Below are 20,525 nucleotides of genomic sequence, written 5' to 3' on the forward strand. Positions count from 1 at the left end.
TAGAGCCTTAATCTCTCCGGCGCTGTCTAACCCTTAGAACGGCAAAATTGCCAGCCCCTCTACCGCTGATTTCCTCATAGTATACCATAGTCCGTTGGAGAAATATAAACGCTAAAACGCCGCGTAATGAATGTTCCCTTAAAATACGCGGCGTAGAAGAGACGCTGTCTTACAGCGTCGGTTATAGTGTTGTAATGTGGAGCGGTTAGCTCTCGTCGCCACCGAACGATGTCGCCCAGTCTTGATCGAGATACTCAGCCGAGTTCACGCGCTTGAGGCTGAGGCCTAAGCGGCGGTTCTTCACGTCGATTTTGACCACGCGCAGGGTCAGCTTGTCGTTCTCGTTGACCACTTCACGCGGGTGATTCACGCGCTTGTCCGACAGTTCGCTGATGTGGATGAGGCCTTCGATCTCCGGCACGTCGACGAGCTGAGCGAACGCGCCGAACTTGGTCAGCTTGGTGACCATGCCCTGCACGAGCTGCCCGACTTCGTAGCGGGTCGCGACCGTATCCCATGGGTCAGACGCCTGCCGCTTCATGCTCAGGCCGATGCGCTTGTGGTCGGTGTCGATGCTGATGACTTCGACCTTCACATCCTGCCCCACCTGCAAAACTTCGCGCGGGTGCGTCACATGCTGCCACGACAGCTCGGTCAGGTGCACCAGACCTTCCGCCCCGCCGATGTCGACGAACGCGCCGAAATCTTCCAGGCTGACGACCTTGCCGTCGCGCACTTCGCCGACGGTGAGCTGCGAGATCAGGTTTTCCTTGCGGCGTTCGCGGCTTTCGCGCGAGGCCGAGCGTTCGGAGAGGATCAGGCGGTTGCGCGCGCGGTCCACTTCCATCACCTTGACAAGGATCGGCTCGTTGACCATGCCGCTCCATTGTTCTTCGGGCGTCTGGTCGCCGAGCACACGGCGGCGGTCGGCGCTCATCTGGCTCTGCGGCACGAAGCCGCGCAGACGCCCAAAGCGAACGATCAGCCCACCCTTGTTGTACCCGGCGATGCGTGTTTCGTAGACTTCCTGATTCTGGCGGAATTCTTCGGCACGCTGCCAATCCATTTCTTCCGCGGCGCGGTTCAACGAGAGGATGACGTGACCATCACGTCCCTGCGGGTTGACCACGTAGACATTCAGCTTTTCGCCGACGCGCAGCGATTCCAGCGTGCGCTTGTTGAGCCGTTCCAGCTCATCGGCGAGAATGACTCCATCGTTCGGCGTACCCACGTCCACAAGAATCTGCGTCGGAGAAGTCGATTTAATCACCCCTTCGACGAGATCGCCTCGTTTCAGTTGGCTTGATCCCACAGCAGGGGTAGAAGAAGTCGTCTCCACAGGAGTCTCAGTCGCTGGTACGTCGGAGGCGCTGACAGCGTCGTCGGATGCGGCAGGCGCATCGATTTCGCTAGCAGGCGCTTCTGGCGCGGCAGGAACCGCGAGTCCCTCAACTGGAGTCGTTGTTTCTTCGTTATTCGACTCTGATGGCTGCTCTACCGAAGCCCCCGACTGCACTTCTTCGGTATTCTCCAGCCCTGACTGATTCAAAGACATGACGTCTTGCTCTCCGCAGGTAAGTGGGTACGCTAGGGATTATACAATATTGCGAAAGGAAATCAACAAGTCCCTAATTGTTCTCCTCCGATAAGTGAGCAATAACACATCTACGCGATGACAGCCACGACAAAACTTTCGCTACAATTAACGCGTCGGCCTTAAGCATAAGGATACGCCATGACCAATCCTCCATTTATTTTTCACATTGGCGCGGTTCGCGGCCAGATTTTCACCGATGGGGTCGGCGTGAGCGCGCCCGAAGTCGCCGCCGCGCGCTACCCGGATCATGTGGAGCAGATGCGCACGGAGATTGGCGACGCGCCCGTGTCCGGCAGTCGCAATGTGCTGCTGCTGGACAGCGGCAATGAGCGCATTTTGATCGACACGGGCGAAGGCAAGTTCAACGCAAGCGCGCCGGGTCTGCTCATCCCGGCGCTGCATGAACACGGTGTCGCACCCGAGTCGATCACCACGGTGATCCTCACCCACTTCCATATGGATCACATTGGCGGGCTGTTGACCGAAGAGGGCACGCCGACTTTCCCCAACGCCCGCTTGATCGCTGCGCAAGCCGAACATGATCACTGGCTGAATGAGGCGACGCTCGCGGCGCTGCCCGCCGACCGCGCAGCCTTTATCCGCAGCGCCTTCGCCGCCTATCCGCGCGTGGAACTGGTCACGCCGCCAGCAGAAGTGTTACCGGGCATGACGCTGTTTCCCGCTTACGGGCATTCGCCGGGGCAGTGCGCCGTGCTGATCGAGTCACAGGGGGAACGTCTGCTGCATATCGCGGATAGCTGGCACATCCCCGCGCAGTTGAATCTGCCGGAAGCGCGCATCAAGTTCGACGCCGTGCCGGAACAGGCAATTGCGTCGCGCCGCGCGCTGATGGAGCGCGCGGAGCAGGAAAATCTGCTTACGCTCGGCTATCATTTCGAGTTTCCCGGCCTCGGTCACGTGCTCCGCGCGGGGAAGCGGCGCGTGTGGATCATTAAATGAAGTGCTAAAAGTAGGTTCTCGAAAGAAATCCACGAACGAATGTAGGGGCGCACCTGTGTGTGCGCCCAAAACCGGGCAGACACATAGGTCTACCCCTACACGATGATTTTCGAGAAGGTGCGTTAACCAGCTTACTCCCTGAAATTACAAATGTTCGTAACACGAAATGAGGTTTCAAATCGACAAAATCGCGTTGATTTCCGATGTCCACGGGAATATGCCCGCGCTCGACATTGTCCTCGCGGATATTAAGCGGCGCGGCATTGACTTGATCTACAACCTCGGCGATCTGGTGGGCAAAGGCCCCTCCTCGCCGGCAACGCTCGACCTCTGCCGCGAAGTCTGTCAGGTGATCGTGCGCGGCAACTGGGACGATGCGATCGTCAAAAACGAAGAGTCGCCCGCCGCGGCGTGGTATCGGGCGCAGTTGGGCGCAGAGCGGCTGGCCTACCTGCGCGACCTGCCCAACAGCTACGATTTTCGCTTGAGCGGCAAACACGTTCGCCTGTATCACGCCTCCGCGCAGAGCGAACACCATCGCGTCCATCCAAATTCTGGTGACGCGGAGCTGCAAGCCATGTTCGACAATACGCCGTTTACGGGCTTGGATCAGCCGCTGCCCGATGTGGCAGGTTACGGCGACATTCACGGCGCTTACCTGCTCCCGGTCGAGATTGGCGACACGACCAAAACGCTGTTCAATGTCGGCAGTGTCGGCAATCCGCTCGATTGTACGCTGGCGACCTACGTCATCCTCACCGGCATGCTCGACAGCGCCGCGCCCGCTCCGCTGTGCATCGATTTCGTGCGCCTGCCTTACGACATCGATGCGGCGATTGCGCAGTCGAACCAGACGCAGCAGCCAGATTTTGACGCGTACAACGAAGAGCTGCGGACAGGCATCTACCGCCATGCACGGAAAAAGTCGAGCTGAGCGTCGAAGCGGCGGGGATGGCGTTTGTCTAACCTCCCTAAATCCCCTCCGGGGGGGGGATAAGACTGTTTGTCTCCCCTCCAGGCAGGGGCAATGCGGTTCGGGTCCCTCTCCCAGGGGCGGCCAGCCAGCAGGGTGAGATTGGATGTTTCGGGGGTGAGGTTAGAATCAAACAGGACGAGGCTTGCCTCGTCCCTACAACCGTTACCCTGCGCCGCGATCAGCCGCCGACGCCCATTTGCTGCATCAACGCCAGCATGTCGAAGTTGATCCAGCCTTCGGTCACTTTGCCATTCGCCGCTTTGAAGACGCGCGTGCCCGTCCAGTAGATCTTCTTGTTCGTCGGCGGAATGCCCATGAAATTGCCGTTGTGTGTCCCTTCGATGACGCCGCGCCCGACGACGGTGTCGCCTTCCGCGATCAAGTCGGAGAACGTGAACCACACATCCGGGAAGGCGTCGGAGAAGGCGCGGTAGGCGTCCTTCAAGCCGGGGATGCCGGGCTTCTGACCGGGGATCGGGTTGTGATCGATGAAGCCGGGATCGACGAATTCGTCGAAGGCGTCGTAGTTCTGCATGTTCACTTCGTAGACGTAGCGGGCGACGACCGCGCGCATTTCATCGAGTGAACCGGGTTCGGCGGGCTTGGTGATCTGCTCGCGCAGACCGCCGAGATCCGGCGCGCCCCAGTGTTCGATGATCTTGTTATCCTGCACGCGGAAGAACCCGAAGGATGTCCACACGACCTTGCGCCCGGTGGGCGGCACGCCCATAAACGGCCGTCCGAGGTGCTGCGCCGTCCCGGTGACGCGGGTGGCGACCCAGTCGCCCTCATCGACCATCGATTCGATCACGAAATGCACATCGGGGAACGCGCCGCGGAACATCTTCGGAATCTGCGCGACCTGTTCGAAGATCGTGCCCGTGTGCGGGATGCCGGGAGGCGCGGAATGATCGACATAATCCGGGTGATACAGTTCGGGGATGATGTCCAGATTCCCCTTGTTGATCACTTCTTCGACAAACCGGCGGTACACCTGTTTTTTCATTGATTCAGCCATTTTCGTCCTCTTTCTCGCCTAGTGTCCGCCGGGGACATGCCCCAACTGCATCATCATGCCGACCATATCGACCAGACCCCAGCGCTCCACGATCTTGCCGTTGGCGAGGCGGAATTCGCTGATTTCGGTCACGCTGAACGATTTGCCCGTCGCAGGCAGGTTGAACAGCGTACCGCTCTGCGTACCCGTGATGCGCGCGAGGATGGTCACGCGGTCATCTTCGGCGACGATCTGAATTGGTTCGCTGTGATAATTTGGCATGGCGGAGCGCAGCGCCTTAGCCGCCTGCACCATTGCGTCGCGTCCCTGCGCGGGGACATCCCACGCGCGCCGCGTCGGGTGATCGATGAAATCAGGCGCGACCGCCTGATTGATGAAGTCGAGATTGCCCTTGTTCCATACTTCATCCTGCGTTTGCAGAACCAGCGCTTTGTTGCGTTGTTCGAGTTCGGTAGCCATTGTCTGTCCTTGTCTGCCTAACTGCCGGGCATCTTGATCACGCCGAATTGCATGAGCAGGGCGAGCGTATCGCAGTCCTGCCACGCTTCCTTGATACGGCCATCTGCGTTGAAAACGAAAATGCACACGGCCGTGTACGTCACGGGCGCGCCCGATGGCGGCGCCATTCCGCGGTAGTTGCCGAGATGCGTCCCCCGGTTGACCATGCGCACGGCGACCCGGTCAAACTGCGCGATCACCGACTGAAAATCCAGAACGAGATCGGCCATCGCCACGGTCAACGTTTCAAAGTACTCCACCAGCGCATTCGTGCCGGGAAACGTCATCCCGCCGTCGTGAAACACAAAATCGTGGCTAAACAGTTTCTTGGCGTCTTCAAAGAGTTCCTGATTGATGAGGTTTTGCAGTTGGAGGATCGTGTTACGGTTGCGCTCGCGAATCTCCTCGTCCGAGAGCTTGGGCATATCGGCGTGAGCTGTGCGCCACATCTGATCGGCCTGCTCATCCCGAGCAGAGTTACTCGCAGTCGGTTGGGACATGGGGGTATCCTCTCGTCATAGAACTGCGGAACAGAATTGCCCGCACAGGCGACCAACGACGCAGTGCTCGACCGTTTGGGAACGGTTGAGGCGGCGCCAGTCGATCAATTGCATGCACGGATTGCTTGAAATATAGGGCAAATAAAATATTCAGGCAACCTACCAAAGGCGGAGATACGGTTTGTCTATTGACGGGATCAGCGGGTCAGCAAGAAGGACAGGGTCAATGTCCTGTCCTTTGCGTTGGTTAGAGCTATTTTGGTTGCGCCCAAAGGGAACTATCATGCGTAGGGGAGGGGCTCGAGGGTGTTCAAGAAGCTTTCGTACAGCCTTTCCACTCGCCAGGGACGCAATGAATTGCGTCCCTACGAAGACGGGTTCGGCTGGGCAGGCGCTGTTGGCTCCCCTCCCTGAATTCGGGGGTGGGGTCGGAATCCGACCTTTTTCAACACCCTCGTACCTCGTCCACTAACGGGAGGGGCAAGCCCCTCCCCTACTCCCTCAGATTGGACTTTCGTCCCGCGCCACGCTTGCGTGGGAGCGGGTATGGGGATGAAGTTTAGTCAATCACCGTGTTCTGGCGGATCTGCTGGAGATAGTCGGTGCTGGCGTTTTCGTGCCGTTCGAACACCAACTGCCCCCCCACCTCATCGATCACGATCAGGTCGCCGCTGCGCGCTTCACCACGCAGGAGCTGCGCGCTGAGCTCGTTTTCCAGATAGCGCTGCAAGGCACGGCGCAGCGGGCGCGCCCCGAACTGCGGATCGTAGCCCTTCCGCGCCAGCCACATGCGCGCCGGTTCGGTGAGGTGCACGGCGAGACCGCGTTCGCTCAGCCGTTCCGCGATTTCGCGCATCTGCAGGTCGACGATGTGTTCGACCTGTTCCAGACTCAGCGGCTCAAAGATGATCACTTCGTCGATACGGTTGAGGAATTCCGGACGGAACGTGTCGCGCATCGCCTTTTCGATCTTCTGGTGATCGGCAATCGCCTGTTCGTCGGTCGCCTGCACGAAACCGAGCGCGCCGCCGCGCTTGGCAAATTCTGTGCCCAGGTTGCTGGTCATGATGATCACCGTGTTGCTGAAATCGACCACGCGCCCCTGACCATCGGTCAAGCGGCCATCTTCGAGGATTTGCAGCAGCGCGTTCCACACTTCCGGGTGCGCCTTTTCGATTTCGTCGAACAGGATGACGCGGTACGGGCGACGGCGCACGGCTTCGGTGAGCTGACCGCCTTCTTCGTAGCCGACGTATCCCGGCGGCGCGCCGAACAGGCGGCTCACCGTGTGTTGTTCGCGGTATTCGCTCATGTCAATGCGCACGAGCGCGTCTTCGTCGTCGAACAGGAATTCCGCCAGCGTCTTCGCCAGCTCGGTTTTACCGACGCCGGACGAGCCGAGGAAGATGAACGAGCCGATCGGGCGACGCGGATCTTTCAGGCCGCTGCGCGAGCGCCGGATCGCATGGGCAATTGCGCTGACCGCGCCTTCCTGCCCGATGATCCGCTTGTGCATGGCTTCTTCCATCCGCAGCAGCTTCTCGCCTTCGGTCTCCAGCACCTGATTGACGGGGATGCCCGTCCACTGGGCGACGACCGCGGCGATATCGTCGGCGCTCACGACTTCGTCAATCGTGTTTTCGCGCTGCCACATGATCTTCTCGCGGTCGAATTCATCCTGAAGCTGCAAGCGGCGCATCTTGTATTCGGCGGCGCGTTCGTATTCGCGCGCCATGCCCGCCGCTTCTTCGTCCGCCGTCAGCCGCTGAATGGCCGCCTGCATTTCCTTGAGGCGGGGCGGCATCGAATAGAGCGCGACGCGCAGTTTCGCCGCCGCTTCATCCAGTAGATCGATGGCCTTGTCGGGCAAACGCCGATCCGCCACATAGCGATCCGCCAACCGCGCCGCCGCGATCACCGCGTCATCGCTGATGGTGACCTTGTGGTGCGCTTCATAGCGGTCGCGCAGACCGAACAGCATGTCGATGGTATCTTCCACGTTCGGTTCTTCGACGTAGACGGGCGCGAAACGCCGATCCAGCGCCGAATCTTTTTCGATGTGCTGACGATATTCGTCCAGCGTGGTCGCGCCCACGCAGCGGAGTTCACCGCGCGCCAGCGCCGGTTTCATCATGTTGCCCGCGTCGAGCGCGCCTTGCGCCGCGCCTGCGCCGACGACCTGATGCAGTTCGTCGATGAAGAGGATGATCTCGCCTTCCGCGCGCTGCACTTCTTCGATAGTCGCCTTGAGGCGTTCCTCGAATTCACCGCGGAAGCGGCTGCCCGCCAGCATCGCGCCAAGGTCAAGGCTGATGACCTTCTTGCCTTGCAGCAGTTCCGGCACATCCGCTTCGGCGATCTTCTGCGCCAGGCCTTCGACGATGGCCGTCTTACCGACGCCCGCCTCACCGATCAAGACCGGGTTGTTCTTGGTGCGGCGGCACAGAATTTGAATCACGCGCAGGATTTCGGCATCACGCCCGATCACCGGGTCGAGTTTGCCTTCAATCGCCATGCGGGTGAGGTCACGGCTGTATTTTTCGAGCGTGCGATAGCGGCTTTCCGCCTGCGGGTCGGTCACGCGCTGACCGCCGCGCACATCCTTGATCGCTTCATACACGCGTTCTTTGGTGACGCCCACATCCGCCAGAATCTTGGCGACCGCCGTGTTGCGTTCGCTGAGGATGGCGAGGAAGATGTGTTCCGTCGAAATGTACTCATCTTTCAGGCGATTGGCTTCTTCGTTGGCCGTGTCGATAATCCGCTTGACGCGCGGAGTGATGAACACCTGACCCGTACCGCCACCGTAGATCGCGGCTTTGGGGCTGGCCAGCAGAATTTCATCGAGGCGGCGACGCATGGCGTCCACATCGACCGACAGCCGTTCGAAGAGCTGCGGGATCACGCCGTCGGCCTGTTCGAGCAAAGCCAGCAGGATATGCTCGGTATCGACCTGATTATGTCCGTAACGCTGCAAAATTTCGTAAGCGCGGGCGGCGGCGTCTTGCGCGCGTTCGGTGAATCGTTCAAAACGCATCATGGCGGGTTTACCCTGTTTCTACAACTGTCTATCCTCATTGTACGAGGATTCACGATCATTTGCCGTCTTTTGACATGGCATGTTGAGCGTACAGTATAGCCATGCCGCGTAAAAATCACGTTGGCACACCGTTAGAAGTTGCAGGCAGTGGTCTATAACAAGTGGGAAATGATCCGAAAGCTGGCGGGAGAGTGCATCAGCGCTAATTATAAATTCTGGTAAGATTTATAAGAGCGTATGGCATACAGAGCGGAGGATAAATTGAAAACGCAGATTTCGAGGTCGATCAAAGCTCACTCAACAACTCTTTTTGCCAGTGCTTTACTTTTCCTGCTGCTTGTTCTGACACTTCAAGTATCAGCCGGCACGGTCCCGAATGATTACTTTTATTTGATAAGTGGTATAAGCGCACAATGCGTACCTGACGATCCGGGAAACGTCCATATCGAGGTCGAGTGGGTTTTGGTCGATGTCTATGTGCCGACGGGCGTAGTCATGGTTGGTGTTTTTTCCAATGATACGTCGAATACGGTTGTCTCTTCCATACTCTCAGCTCAGGGTGCTCCAGGAGCTGGAGCACGCAGCACTTTGATCGAAAATGCCGCTTCAAACAGCGGCCCGCTTCCGGTGAGTTGGAACCTGCTCATCAGTTTAACTCTGGAAGGAACCTTACTCGGTTATTCAGAAGTGACGGCAACATGCCTGGGCGATCCTTCTTCTCCACATATCGCGATCAGAAATACGTTTGGACCTGAGGCTACTGAGGAACCGGGCGCCACAGAGCCAGTCGAGCCGGAGACTACAGAGACAATCAGGCCGCTTCCTGTCGGCACGCCTGCTTTTTCAGGGCCGCCGCTGCCGATCAATCGGAACCTTGTTCTCATGACGAGTGATTCTGATGTGTATTCGGAACCGAATGGTCTTCCGACGGGAGCGTCCGTCCATCGCTGCCAGACCGCTTTCGTGGTCGAAACTAGCGAAGATGGTGAGTGGTATCGTCTCTATGTGATGGGCGGTTGGATTCCGGCCATCAACACGCGTGATGTAGCGGAGGACTATGGTCAGTCCGGCAGCGAAGTGATCGATCCGTCCTGCCAGTAACTTGTGCGACTGCCTAACCGGAGGTTTAAAACCTCCGGTTGGTATTACTCCCGCATAATGCGTGCGCGGCGCAAATCCTCTTCGCTGCGTTCCAGCAGCTTTTCCAGCATGTCGAAAATTTCGGCGGTGTCGCGGGACGCGAGGCGAATACGCCCGCGCATAGCCTCGCGCAGTTCGTCCAGCATCACCCACGGGTCGTCTTTGGGCGCGCGCACCAGATGATTGACCGACAGGCCGCCCAACACCAGCGGCAAATAAATGTACACGAGATCGCTGTCACCTTGCCCAGCCAGCCATTTGAGGAAGCGCTCCGCATAATGGATGCGTTCGGTACGGTCGCCGAGGTTGACACGCACCCGTGACCGGATGATCGTGAAGCCGAACAGAATGGCATCGTAAATCAGCGCATCAAACAGGTACTCGACGGCCACTTCGCCCGGGTCTTTGCGCGCGACGGTTTCGTCGACGGCCAGCGTCTGGCACAGCGTCTGAAACCAGCGTTGATCCTCAATGCGATAGTTCGGGTCGGTGTCTGACTGATCCTCGAAGGTATACACCAGCATTTTGGCAATCGCGCGCGATTCGCCGGGATGCAGTGGCAAACCATGCGCGGCGTACAGCTCATCAACGGCGTGAAAGAGCGAGATATACACATCGCGCGGCACAAACGTCTGGGCGATCACGCGGGCGGCGTCGATCTTTTCGAGCAGATGCTGGCGTTCTTCGTTCAACTGCTGGCGCGTCCACAGCGGTTCGTAGGTCGGTTTGAGCGCTTGCGTCACATTGGGTAGGCGCTTCGAGTCGATGCTGAACGACACGGTGAGTTTGCCGTCGTCGAGCACATGCTCGGGGAACTGAATATCGCGCAGCACTTGCAGCTTGAACGGCGACACAGCCAGCACGGAGGGCGGCGCGCCGCGCGTCGGCGGGCGGACGAGCTGGCCATTTTTAGCCGCTTTCGCCTTCAGCGAGACTTTGATCTCGACCTCCTCGGCGGGCTGCGACGGCATGATCGGCGCGAGCGGCATGCGCACGACGCCCGTTTCGCCGGGGGTCATGTGCAGCGTGACGCTCTTCTTGGGGATCGAAAACGCGACGGGTTTGCCGTTCGGGTCACGGGTGGGTAAATCCAGCGTAATGCGCACTTCCGCGCCCTGATCGATCATGTTCTGGACGATGGCCACGACTTCGATCGGTTGGTTGATATAGGCGCGCTTGGGGAAAATGCCCACCGCCGCTTGCACCGGGTCCAGCGTAATGCGGGTGTGCCCCGCAATCGCGCCCAGCACATCCGGATAGGGAGGTTCAAAGTGCAGTCGTTTGTCCATAATCAGCTCAACTTTATCCCGTATTTCTGACCGGTGCGCGACAAAATATCCACGCTCATGATGAAGATCGGATCATCTTCCGCGCACTCGCCCATGCGAATTTCCAGCGCGTGGCTCAGCGCCTTAAACAGCTCCGACGGATCTTCGTTCGGCATCATCACCACATCGGAGACGATCATCCCGCCCATGACCAGCGGCAAATACAGCAGGCTGAAGTCGATACTCTGCTTGGACTTCAGTTTTTCCAGCAGCTTTTCGCGGTAGTTGGCGCGTTCGTCGGGCGCGCCGACATCTTCGCCAGTGTCTTTCTCGATCAGCTCAAAGGCATGGTCAATAGCATCGCGCAGCAGGTCGTCGAAGATGTACTTGGTGATGATCGGCACGGCTGCTTCGGCAGCGCGCGCATCTTTCTCAATGTAACTAATGTAGGCGCGCGTCCAATTAGGGATATAGGGCTTGGACCCCCATGTAAAGGGGTCGCGGGCGATCAGCGCGTCCACGTTGTACACCCCGGCGGCGATGTGCCCATGCCCGGTGTGACGCGGTGAGGCGTATTCGAGAATCAGCGTGAGCAGCTTGGCGATCAACCCGACTTCGGCGGGCTTGGCCGCGTACCCGGTCGCCTGAAAGCGGGCGGTCGTCGCCTGCAGGAGCGGTTCATAGAGCGTGGTGCGCTTCAACTGCGGCAGCGTCTTGATCTGCAAGAGGCTGCCATAACGGTGCAGCAGGTAGCGATCATCCGTATAGTCGGAGACTTTGCACACGCTCACCCAGCCGGATTTCGTGTCGTCGACCGCTTCGCCGAGCTTGCCGGGCGCGAGATCAAACGTGAGGTCAAACGTGTGGCTCAGGCGCTTGTGGGCGCTGAAGTTGAGCGCGCGCAGTCCCATGATGCGCTCTTTGAGCGCGCCGGGGACGAACTGCGTTTCGACCGCGCCGCCGCCCTGTTCGGCACGCAGGCGCTGCGGCTTACCGAGCGGTTTCACTTCAACGTCGGCGCTGAGTTTGTAGCCTTGGGCGGGCGCGGTGTTCGCTTCGGTCATGATCGGCACAGCAATATAGCCGACTTCGGCGGGTTTGACGGCAGCGACTACGCGCCCCGCCTTCGCCGTGAAGCGCGCCTTCTGCTTGCGCGCATCGAGGTCGGGCAGTGTGATCGAGACGGTCACGTCAAGGTCAGTATCAGTCGCATTCTGTACGGCGATAATCAGTTCAAACGGGCGACCAGCACGCGGCGCAGCGGGACGGGTGGCCAGCGCGACCTGGGCGGGGCCGATGTTCGCCCGCGCGCCCTTCGTGATCGCGCCGAGAATATCAGGATAATTCACCGTAGCAGCCATAACCTACTTCTGCCTCGTTCACCTTAGATCGTAGTATATCCGCATTTACAGTTTACGCCGTCCGATCGAATTGTCCTGTTGAGATATTTATGGATCTACGGGAAAGGGGGAGCCGACCGGGCGCGCGGGCAATCGGATCTGCGCAAGGGTTTGATTGGACAACGCTTCCACTGCGCTGACCCGACGTTATGCAAATATCAGCTAAACTAAGAACAGCGCGATCTTCACCTAAGGAGACCTTCGATGCACTTCAAATCACACCATCGGCTGCTGTTCTTTGTGCTTCTCCTGAGCGTCCTCTCGATTATTCCGGCTGCCGCGCAGAGCGGCGACTGCCTGCCCACCCAGTTCAGCGCGGACGACTACTATCCAATGGCGATTGTCACACCCGGCGATTCGAATAATGTCCGCGCCGAACCCTCTCCCTCCGGCGAACTGCTCGGTCAGATCGCAGCGGGTGCAGGGATGCTTATTGAAGAAGATGATCCGGTTTGCGCAAATGGTTATCTTTGGCGGCGGGTAACCACTCCTTATATCAGTGGCTGGACAGTTGAAGCCAACGCCGACGGCTATTTTATCGTACCGTACGTTAGCAGTGATCCAGTTGTCCTCGTGGAGCCAGCCACCGACAGCGATACTTTGGTCGAAACCCACGGCGTGACATTCACGATCCCGGCGACTCTGCCGTTCATTCAAGTCACTTCGGAGGTTGTCCCGTTTAGCTTGTACCGCCAAACCGAATATCCGAGTGCGCTCGAATTTATCCTCTACCGCTCGGCTGATGAACCACAGCCCATCGTCGCACGCATCGACGTTTATAACCTCGGTGCCAGCCGTGATTACAGCCCCAATGCCGATTGGCTGGAAACGACGCTCATCGATCAGCCCCCGGTAGCCGAAGCGATTCGTGAATATGGCGGTTTTCCGCCGTCGCCACACACGTTCAGAGGTGCACCCGCTTATGTTCCGTTTGGCAGCGGAAATGGGCTGCGCTTCGTCACAGCGTTTACGCAAGATGATGTGATTTTTACGCCGGATGGTCCCTTTAACGTCGTCTACGAGGGGGTCACCAGCGACAGCGCTTACCGAGTTCGCATCCGATTCCCCGTGCAGATACCAGCCAGCGCGCTCCCAGCCGACCCGATCCGGGGAAAAGAGGATGCCTACGCCATTTATTTGCGCATGCTCGAAGGCAATCTTTCGGCGCTGCCCACCAGTGCGTTCACGCCGGATCTCGCGCTGTACGATGCGCTGTTCAGCTCGATTACGATCACCAACCCGGACGCGCTCGCCGCCGCGCTGCCATAGTTGAGCTGAGAAACGATAATTCGATCCAAGGCAGTCAATGTAGGGGAGGGGCTTGCCCCATTGGCGAGTTAACCGCATGCAATTTACGCAATAATCGGGGATATCGGCTGTAGGGGCGACCCTATGTGGTCGCCCGTGAACGGAGGGAGGGGACACTGCCCCTCCCCTACGATCAAGTTACGCGGCTTTAGGCACGGGGCGTGCGGGGTGAGGTCGATTTACCGCTCGTACACCAGCCGTCCACCGACATAGGTCTGCTCAACCACGAGGTTGGGCAGATCGGCGGGCGGCGTGATCAGCGGATCACCACTTAAGATCACCATATCCGCCCATTTGCCGCGGGTCAGACTGCCACGGTTGGCCTCGTCGCCGCTGGCAATGGCGCCGCCCATCGTATAGGCGTACAGCGCCTCATATGCGCTGATTCCCTGCTCGCGGGTGAACGGCTGATCGGACGCGTCGCAGCGATCCAGCGCGGCCTTCATGCCGAGCAGCGGATTATCATCCGGCACGACGGGCGCGTCCGAACTCAGCGCCACGGGCAGTCCGGTGTCGATCATGTCGCGGATGGGGAACACTCCCGGCAGCAGCGCGTCGGGGATATAGCGGCGGTAGTTCGCGCCGAGCGCGTACAGGAACACGCTCTGCGGCACGGCCATCGTGCCAATCGCCTGCATACGCTGCAAATGTCCCGGCGCGGGCAGCGCGACATGTTCAATGCGGTGCCGCAGCCCCGGTTTGCGGCGGTGCAGTTCTTCGTACACGCTGATCACCTGCTCCAGCGCCACATCGCCGATGGCATGGGTCGCGATGCGGAAGCCCGCCGCGTGCGCTTCCCACGCCAAGTCGAGCAGTTCCTCATCTTCAAAGCGCAGCACACCTTGATTGCCCGTCTCTTTGTATGGTGTGCTGATCGCGGCGGTCGCGCCGCTCAAGCCGCCATCGGCGAAAAACTTCACGCAGTCGATGCGGAGCGTATCGCTCACATATTGTTCCGGCAGCGGGTAGGTGATTTTCTCCACGCCATCCGGTCGGCGGATGGGCAGACCATTGACGCGTACCGGCAGATCGCCCGCGGCTTCGAGCTGGCGATACACGCGCACATGCGCGGGCGTGAGCAGCGGATCGGTCGCGCTGGTGATGCCGAGCCGCAGTTGGTGATACATGGCTTCACGGATGCCGCGTCCCATGATTTCGTCTTCAATGTCGGGCATGGCGCGGGTGATCAGCCCCATCGCCGTTTCCTGCACCAACCCGGTCGGTTCGCCCTGCTCGTCGCGGACGATCACGCCGCCGGGGGGATTGGGCGTAGCGCGGTCGATGCCCGCCAGCTTGAGCGCCAGCGAATTGGCGACGATCATGTGCCCGCAGGTGCGCGTGAGCGCCAGCGGGTGGTTCGGGCTGGCCTGATCCAGATCGTAGCGGGTGAGGTGGCGGCGTTCGGGGAGCTGCGCCTCGTTATAGCCGCGCCCCGTGATCCACGTGCCGGGGGGCAGTTTGGCGGCACGTTCGGCAAACCCCACGATGATGGCGGGGATATTCGGCGCGGCCGCGCCGCGCGCGTCCACTTGAATCGTCAGCAGCAGGCCGAGCTTCCAGATGTGCACATGGGCGTCGTTGAAACCGGGGATGAGCGTGCGTCCGTCGAGATCAACGCGGCGAATTTGCGTGTAAGTCGGCATGTGGGCGAAGTCGCCCGCATACACGATCAGCCCACGATCATCCACGACGACGACATCGGCGGATTTGCCATCCATGGTGTGGATGGTGCCATTGTAGAACAGCAGCATAGACGAGTTTCCTAACATGATGAAAATCTCGCCTCTTAGTTTAAGCCACTCTCTACCGCGTGACAACGGGAGTGGTATGCACAGCAGGGCGACAGTTCACAGTGCTGGTCGTTTTGACTCTGCACTGTGAACTGTCAACTGTGAACTGATAACTTCGCCTAGACGACGATCTCGCTCTCTTCGCGCGGCGCGCCGAGGTAGCCGCGTTCCTGTTCGATGATCTCCGGTTCCAGCTTAACGTACAGCGCCTTGGGTTCGCGCAGTGCCTGACCGGGGGCAAGCGTTTGCTTCGCCCACGTGCCGATAGCGTTGGTGCCGTCGTAGACCAGCCCCTTGTGATTGCGCGTCGCTTCCGCGTATTCGACGATGTTGAGATCGCCGAAGATCTGGCCGTCAAAGCCGAGATACTCACGCACCGTCTGCGCGCTGAACGGCAGGAAGGGCGCGAGCAGCGTGTTCAGGTTGTTGATCACGTTGAGAATCGTGTAGACCGAGCGCGCCGCGTCTGCCGCATCTTCCTTAATCGTCATCCACGGCTTGCGCGTGTCGAGATAGCCGTTGGCGTCGCGCACCAGCCCCATCGCCGTGCTGAGCGCTTCTTTGAGCTTGACCGCCTCGATCAGCCCGCCGACTTCGTCGAAGCCCGCCTCAACTTTGGCGATGATCTGCTTGTCCTCAAACGTGAGTTCGTCGTAGGTCGGCACTTGGCCGGCAAAGCGCTTGTAGGCGAAGCTCAACATGCGGTTGACGAGGTTGCCCCACGCCGCCAGCAGTTCCGCGTTCACGCGGCTGAAGAAGCCATCCCACGCATAATCGCTGTCTTTGGTTTCGGGGAACATCGCCGCGATGTAGTAACGCACGGCATCCGCCTGATAGCGGTCGAGGATGTCCGGCAGCCAGATTGCCCAGTTGCGGCTCTTGGAGAACTGCTTGCCTTCGATGTTCATGAACTCGTTGGCGGGCACGTCATACGGCAGGCTGAGCGGTGTCTCACTCCCCGCGTTGTAGATCCCGTCGATGCCGAGCAGTTCCGCCGGCCAGATCACCGTGTGGAAGGGGATGTTGTCTTTGCCGATGAAGTTGTAGATTTCGGCTTCCGGGTTGTACCACCAGTCTTTCCACGCGTCGGGCTGACCCGTGTTCTTCGCCCACTCGATGCTGGCGCTGAAGTAGCCGATCACCGCTTCGAACCACACATACAGGCGCTTGTTATCCCACCCTTCCAGCGGCACTTTGACGCCCCAGTCGATGTCGCGCGTGATCGGGCGACCGCGCAAGCCTTCCGCGATGAAGTTGCGGCTGAAGCTGACGACGTTGGCGCGCCAATGCGGCTCGTGCTTGTCGAGATATTCCAGCAGTTGATCGCTGAATTTGCTCAGATCGAGGAAATAGTGCTCGGTTTCGCGGATCGTCAGGCGTTCTTCCGGGTGATTCTTGCTGCGCGGGTTGATCAACTGTGTGGCGTCGAGCAGGTTGCCGCAGTTGTCGCATTGATCGCCGCGCGCGTCGGCATAGTGGCAGATATAACACTCGCCTTCGACATAGCGGTCGGGCAGGAAGCGCTTTTCGATTTCACTGTAGAGCAGCTTCTGCGTCTCTTTATAGAGATAGCCGCGTTCCAGCAGCACCGTGAAGATGTCCTGCGACACCTGATGGTGATTTTCCGTATCGGTGTGCGTGAACAGATCGTAGCTGATGCCGATTTTCTGCTGGGTGAGCAGGAAGCGTTCGTGATAATGCTCGAAGATCGAGCGGGCGGTGACGCCGCGCTTATCCGCTTCCACGCTGATCGGCGTGCCGTGGCTGTCCGAACCGGACACCATCAGCACGCGGTTGCCCTTCAGGCGGTGATAGCGCGCGAAAATATCGGCGGGGAGATACGCGCCCGCCAGGTGACCAACGTGGAGATCGCCGTTGGCATACGGCCAAGCGACGGAGACATGGATGGTTTTGGGCATGAAAACCTCAGCTTTTAGCGATTAGCTTTTAGCGATGAGCCAAAGCAAAACAAATAACCATGACGAAATTGCTCCCTATTGTAGATGAGCCAACGGCTAACCGCTAACGGCTATCCGCTCCAAATAAAAAACCGCCTGCCCGAACGGACAGACGGTTTGCACACCCTCTAAGAGTCGCCGCGCGCTAGGCACGACAAAAACGCCAACGTCCGTCCGGTGAGGAAAGGCGCGGCATTCGCATCGTGGGGTAAACGCGGTTCGTGTTCATGTGATTCAGTATAGGTATAATCGACCTAGCGAGTCAAGGGGAGAACGATCCATGTTGAATCCGGCGCGCAGCATCCTCATTTTTGGCTTCTATGTGATCGGCCTTGGGCTCTCGCTCTTCTTCACGCCCAACGTGGCCGCGGCGCTACTTGGTTTTCCCGCTACTGTGGAAATCTGGGCGAACGCGCTCGGCGCGCTGGCAATCGCGCTCGGTTTGTACTACGTCAAAGCCGCGCGCGATCACAATGTCGAATTGTTCCGCACGAGCGTGTGGGTGCGCACGCTGTTCTTCGCGCTGTTCGGGATTGCCATCCTCACGCACCCGGGCTACAACGCGCTGTTGGTGATCGCCGCCGGCGATCTGCTGGGCGCGGTCTGGACGTGGCTGGCGCTGCGTCAATCAGCTCCGAAGCCGGGTACAATCTTGTAGGTGATTTCAAGGGGAGAACAGGCAGTTATGGCGTATCAGCTCAACATTGACGGGGTCTATAACGTGCGCGATCTCGGCGGCTATCCGACCGTGGATGGCGGCGTGACGCGGCGCGGTGTATTTGTGCGGTCGGGACTAGTGTCGAATGTGCCGGAGTCCGGGCAGCAGCAGTTCATCGACTACGGCGTGCGCGCCATCATTGACCTGCGCAGCGAAGACGAACTTCTGATGGCGCCCAACAGCTTCGCCACCTCGAACCGTGTGCAGTTTCACAGCCTGCCGCTGGTCAACCGGGCACAGTTCCACAGCGAGCACTGGAAAACCAACGTGATCGCGTTTTACCCGACCGTCCAGCACTTTTACGCGCAGCATCTGGCATACTGCCCCGACTCGTTTCGCACCATCATCAGCGCGTTGATCGACAGCCCGGAAGCCACCGTGTTTCACTGCTTCGCGGGCAAAGACCGCACGGGCATGACGGCGGCGCTGCTGTTGGGCGCGGTCGGCGTGGCGGACGAGTTGATCGCCGAAGATTTCGCGCTCACGGACGCTGGGCTGGCGCAGGTTGTGCCCGTGTGGCGCAAAAACGCGCTGAAAAGCGGCGAAGACATGGACGCCTTTGAGCGCGGCGTCGTCACGAAAGCCGAGGCGATGCTGGAACTGATGCGCCATATCGGGCAGACGTATGGCGGCGCAAGCGGGTATCTGCGCTCGGTGGGCATCACCGATGAGCAGATCGCGCGGCTGCGCGCCCGCTTTGTCGAGTACCTGCGATGAGCGACGCGAACCACATCACCAGCAGTTACAACCGCGTGAGCGGCGGCTACAACGGGCGCTACGAGCAGAATCCGCTCCCCGGCGTGGCGGCGACCCTGCGCGATCTCGTGGCGCAGACCGGCGCGCGGCGCGTGCTCGAAGTTGGCTGTGGAACCGGGCATTGGCTGGAAACGCTCGCGCCGGATCTCGACCTGATTGTCGGCCTTGATCCGTCCACGGGCATGCTGACACAAGCGCAAGCGCGACCCGGGCAAATCGATCTGGTGCAAGGGCGCGACGATGCGCTCCCGTTCGCGGACGGCAGCTTCGACTTGGTGTATGTGGTCAACGCGCTGCATCACTTCAACGATAAACCGGGCTTTCCGGCGGCGGTCAAACGGCTGCTGCGACCGGGCGGCGCGCTGGCGCTCATCGGGCATGATGTGCCGTCGGCGCTCGGGCATTGGACAATCTACGAGTATTTCCCCGAGACCATTGACCTTGACCGCGCCCGTTATCCGCTGTGGTCAGATGTGCAAGCGTGGATGACGGCGGCGGGGTACAGCGTTCAGCCGTTGGGCGTCGCGGAACAGATTCATAAGGAATATCGCGGGCGCACTGTCCTCAGCGATCACTTCATGCAGCGCGGTGGCACCTCGCAGCTCTTCCTGCTGACCGACGCGCAGTATCAGGCGGGCATCGACCGTATCACGCGAGCGATCGAAGAAGCGGAGTCCCGCAGCGAAGAAGCCATCTTCCGCACGGACATTCAACTCTACGTGGCAGTCGGTCGGGTGTGACCCCAAACTTGCCTAGGGAGCCCCCCCCGCCCGGCCACCCCCCTTTTTCCCCGGGGGGGGGGGGGGGGGGGCGCCTGCCGCCCCCCCCCGCCCCCAGCCCCCCCTTTCGGCCTCTGTGGGGGGGCAAGTTCGGCGCGGATGGCGGCGTACACATCGTCGACCGTGAGCGCCGCGCCGAGCGTCAAGCCCGCTGAACCGCGTAATCCTCCGTGCTGACTTCACCGCGCACCGAGTCGAGCATCAGGCGCGTCATGCGGCGCACATCCGGTTCAAGTGCCGACTGTGCCAGCGTGACCACGATCCACTCCCGACATAACTGGTTCGATGGATAGAATTACTTTACTTTTCGGCAGGTAATAGACAACAATTTCTGGTTCTCGATACGTAATCGACTGAAGTGTTTCGAACAAAGGACGTTCTATTGAAAACCATTGATTGCCGATCAGCAATGTATAACTATGACCTCCTCGGTAGTGATAGCTGGTAAGGCGAATGCTACCGTCTATGGACATCACCTTATTTATCTCAATATCGACTCTGATATTTCGAGGAAGCCGCGAGATGTAGAAAACTGGGGGCAATACTATTGCTTGTACTACGATCAGTTTCAGCAACCAATTCAAGATCGAGTCGCCAAACGATAACATCCAAACCCCTATCGCGGTTTCAAGGGCGATGACTAAGATGATTATCAACTGGCTTTCACTAGCGATAGATTGCTGTGCCGCTAATATCTGTCTTTCGGACATTTGCCCACGCCGATTCAACAATAGGTCGTTCTGATTGAATCCGATGATACGACTGAGATCACTATCATTCTCGACTTGATACATGATGACTTACCCAACCTTAGCCCCA

17 protein-coding genes are annotated in these 20,525 nt (G+C 59.3%); 7 read left to right on the top strand and 10 right to left on the bottom strand.

Annotation, left to right across the window (positions count from 1 at the left end):
- Positions 1–205: 205 nt before the first annotated feature.
- A complete protein-coding gene (locus tag IPK17_RS06165) occupies positions 206–1,555 on the bottom strand; it encodes a 30S ribosomal protein S1 (protein WP_343416804.1) in 1,350 nt (449 codons plus the stop codon).
- 180 nt (positions 1,556–1,735) lie between these two features.
- On the opposite strand from IPK17_RS06165, the gene IPK17_RS06170 reads away from it, so the two are divergent.
- Entirely contained in the window at positions 1,736–2,557 is an 822-nt protein-coding gene (locus IPK17_RS06170; protein ID WP_343416805.1) for an MBL fold metallo-hydrolase, read from the top strand.
- Between the two features lie 166 nt (positions 2,558–2,723).
- Positions 2,724–3,491 (top strand): metallophosphoesterase family protein, encoded by a 768-nt coding sequence (locus IPK17_RS06175; protein WP_343416806.1) that lies wholly within the window; start codon positions 2,724–2,726, stop codon positions 3,489–3,491.
- Positions 3,492–3,711: 220 nt separating this feature from the next.
- On the opposite strand, the gene IPK17_RS06180 is transcribed toward IPK17_RS06175, so the two are convergent.
- From IPK17_RS06180 to IPK17_RS06195, 4 genes are all read right to left on the bottom strand, one after another.
- Positions 3,712–4,551, bottom strand: a complete 840-nt coding sequence (locus IPK17_RS06180; RefSeq protein WP_343416807.1) for an ester cyclase — start codon at positions 4,549–4,551, stop codon at positions 3,712–3,714.
- An 18-nt stretch (positions 4,552–4,569) separates the two neighbouring features.
- Positions 4,570–5,010: an ester cyclase gene (locus tag IPK17_RS06185; RefSeq protein WP_343416808.1), complete on the bottom strand. Its 441-nt coding sequence runs from the start codon at positions 5,008–5,010 to the stop codon at positions 4,570–4,572.
- Between the two features lie 17 nt (positions 5,011–5,027).
- On the bottom strand, positions 5,028–5,549 hold the full coding sequence (locus IPK17_RS06190; RefSeq protein ID WP_343416809.1) for an ester cyclase: 522 nt from the start codon (positions 5,547–5,549) through the stop codon (positions 5,028–5,030).
- A 559-nt stretch (positions 5,550–6,108) separates the two neighbouring features.
- A complete protein-coding gene (locus IPK17_RS06195; RefSeq protein WP_343417289.1) occupies positions 6,109–8,586 on the bottom strand; it encodes an ATP-dependent Clp protease ATP-binding subunit in 2,478 nt (825 codons plus the stop codon).
- Positions 8,587–8,850: 264 nt separating this feature from the next.
- Between IPK17_RS06195 and IPK17_RS06200 the strand changes: the two genes are divergently transcribed.
- Positions 8,851–9,690, top strand: coding sequence for a hypothetical protein (locus IPK17_RS06200; protein WP_343416810.1), 840 nt, complete (start codon positions 8,851–8,853; stop codon positions 9,688–9,690).
- 44 nt (positions 9,691–9,734) lie between these two features.
- On the opposite strand, the gene IPK17_RS06205 is transcribed toward IPK17_RS06200, so the two are convergent.
- Both IPK17_RS06205 and IPK17_RS06210 read right to left on the bottom strand, forming a co-directional pair.
- On the bottom strand, positions 9,735–11,018 hold the full coding sequence (locus tag IPK17_RS06205; protein ID WP_343416811.1) for a hypothetical protein: 1,284 nt from the start codon (positions 11,016–11,018) through the stop codon (positions 9,735–9,737).
- A 2-nt stretch (positions 11,019–11,020) separates the two neighbouring features.
- Positions 11,021–12,358 carry a hypothetical protein gene (locus IPK17_RS06210; RefSeq protein WP_343416812.1) on the bottom strand — a complete coding sequence of 446 codons (1,338 nt, stop codon included), beginning with the start codon at positions 12,356–12,358 and terminating at the stop codon, positions 11,021–11,023.
- A gap of 243 nt (positions 12,359–12,601) precedes the next feature.
- On the opposite strand from IPK17_RS06210, the gene IPK17_RS06215 reads away from it, so the two are divergent.
- Complete coding sequence (locus IPK17_RS06215) at positions 12,602–13,666, top strand: hypothetical protein (protein WP_343416813.1); 1,065 nt, start codon at positions 12,602–12,604, stop codon at positions 13,664–13,666.
- Positions 13,667–13,884: 218 nt separating this feature from the next.
- Here IPK17_RS06215 and IPK17_RS06220 read toward each other — a convergent pair whose 3' ends face one another.
- Together IPK17_RS06220 and metG are read right to left on the bottom strand one after the other, a co-directional pair.
- Complete coding sequence (locus tag IPK17_RS06220) at positions 13,885–15,456, bottom strand: amidohydrolase (RefSeq protein WP_343416814.1); 1,572 nt, start codon at positions 15,454–15,456, stop codon at positions 13,885–13,887.
- A gap of 158 nt (positions 15,457–15,614) precedes the next feature.
- Positions 15,615–17,414 carry a methionine--tRNA ligase gene (gene metG / locus IPK17_RS06225; RefSeq protein WP_343416815.1) on the bottom strand — a complete coding sequence of 600 codons (1,800 nt, stop codon included), beginning with the start codon at positions 17,412–17,414 and terminating at the stop codon, positions 15,615–15,617.
- Between the two features lie 319 nt (positions 17,415–17,733).
- Here metG and IPK17_RS06230 point away from each other — a divergent pair, with 319 nt between their 5' ends.
- From IPK17_RS06230 to IPK17_RS06240, 3 genes are read left to right on the top strand one after another with little or no spacing between them, the layout of a single operon-like run.
- Positions 17,734–18,111 (top strand): hypothetical protein, encoded by a 378-nt coding sequence (locus IPK17_RS06230; protein WP_343416816.1) that lies wholly within the window; start codon positions 17,734–17,736, stop codon positions 18,109–18,111.
- Between the two features lie 27 nt (positions 18,112–18,138).
- Complete coding sequence (locus tag IPK17_RS06235) at positions 18,139–18,888, top strand: tyrosine-protein phosphatase (RefSeq protein ID WP_343416817.1); 750 nt, start codon at positions 18,139–18,141, stop codon at positions 18,886–18,888.
- Positions 18,885–19,667: a class I SAM-dependent methyltransferase gene (locus IPK17_RS06240; protein WP_343416818.1), complete on the top strand. Its 783-nt coding sequence runs from the start codon at positions 18,885–18,887 to the stop codon at positions 19,665–19,667. Before IPK17_RS06235 ends, IPK17_RS06240 begins: the two co-directional genes overlap by 4 nt.
- 269 nt (positions 19,668–19,936) lie before the next feature.
- On the opposite strand, the gene IPK17_RS06245 is transcribed toward IPK17_RS06240, so the two are convergent.
- On the bottom strand, positions 19,937–20,500 hold the full coding sequence (locus IPK17_RS06245) for a hypothetical protein (RefSeq protein WP_343416819.1): 564 nt from the start codon (positions 20,498–20,500) through the stop codon (positions 19,937–19,939).
- Positions 20,501–20,525: the final 25 nt, after the last annotated feature.

This window comes from Candidatus Flexifilum breve (genome assembly GCF_016713355.1).

Bases quoted from the DNA above. Each gene is read 5' to 3' on its own strand.
- IPK17_RS06165 (WP_343416804.1), bottom strand. From the start codon at position 1,555: ATGTCTTTGAATCAGTCAGGGCTGGAGAATACCGAAGAAGTGCAGTCG.
- IPK17_RS06170 (WP_343416805.1), top strand. From the start codon at position 1,736: ATGACCAATCCTCCATTTATTTTTCACATTGGCGCGGTTCGCGGCCAG.
- IPK17_RS06175 (WP_343416806.1), top strand. From the start codon at position 2,724: ATGAGGTTTCAAATCGACAAAATCGCGTTGATTTCCGATGTCCACGGG.
- IPK17_RS06180 (WP_343416807.1), bottom strand. From the start codon at position 4,551: ATGGCTGAATCAATGAAAAAACAGGTGTACCGCCGGTTTGTCGAAGAA.
- IPK17_RS06185 (WP_343416808.1), bottom strand. From the start codon at position 5,010: ATGGCTACCGAACTCGAACAACGCAACAAAGCGCTGGTTCTGCAAACG.
- IPK17_RS06190 (WP_343416809.1), bottom strand. From the start codon at position 5,549: ATGTCCCAACCGACTGCGAGTAACTCTGCTCGGGATGAGCAGGCCGAT.
- IPK17_RS06195 (WP_343417289.1), bottom strand. From the start codon at position 8,586: ATGCGTTTTGAACGATTCACCGAACGCGCGCAAGACGCCGCCGCCCGC.
- IPK17_RS06205 (WP_343416811.1), bottom strand. From the start codon at position 11,018: ATGGACAAACGACTGCACTTTGAACCTCCCTATCCGGATGTGCTGGGC.
- IPK17_RS06210 (WP_343416812.1), bottom strand. From the start codon at position 12,358: ATGGCTGCTACGGTGAATTATCCTGATATTCTCGGCGCGATCACGAAG.
- IPK17_RS06215 (WP_343416813.1), top strand. From the start codon at position 12,602: ATGCACTTCAAATCACACCATCGGCTGCTGTTCTTTGTGCTTCTCCTG.
- IPK17_RS06220 (WP_343416814.1), bottom strand. From the start codon at position 15,456: ATGCTGCTGTTCTACAATGGCACCATCCACACCATGGATGGCAAATCC.
- metG (WP_343416815.1), bottom strand. From the start codon at position 17,414: ATGCCCAAAACCATCCATGTCTCCGTCGCTTGGCCGTATGCCAACGGC.
- IPK17_RS06230 (WP_343416816.1), top strand. From the start codon at position 17,734: ATGTTGAATCCGGCGCGCAGCATCCTCATTTTTGGCTTCTATGTGATC.
- IPK17_RS06235 (WP_343416817.1), top strand. From the start codon at position 18,139: ATGGCGTATCAGCTCAACATTGACGGGGTCTATAACGTGCGCGATCTC.
- IPK17_RS06240 (WP_343416818.1), top strand. From the start codon at position 18,885: ATGAGCGACGCGAACCACATCACCAGCAGTTACAACCGCGTGAGCGGC.
- IPK17_RS06245 (WP_343416819.1), bottom strand. From the start codon at position 20,500: ATGTATCAAGTCGAGAATGATAGTGATCTCAGTCGTATCATCGGATTC.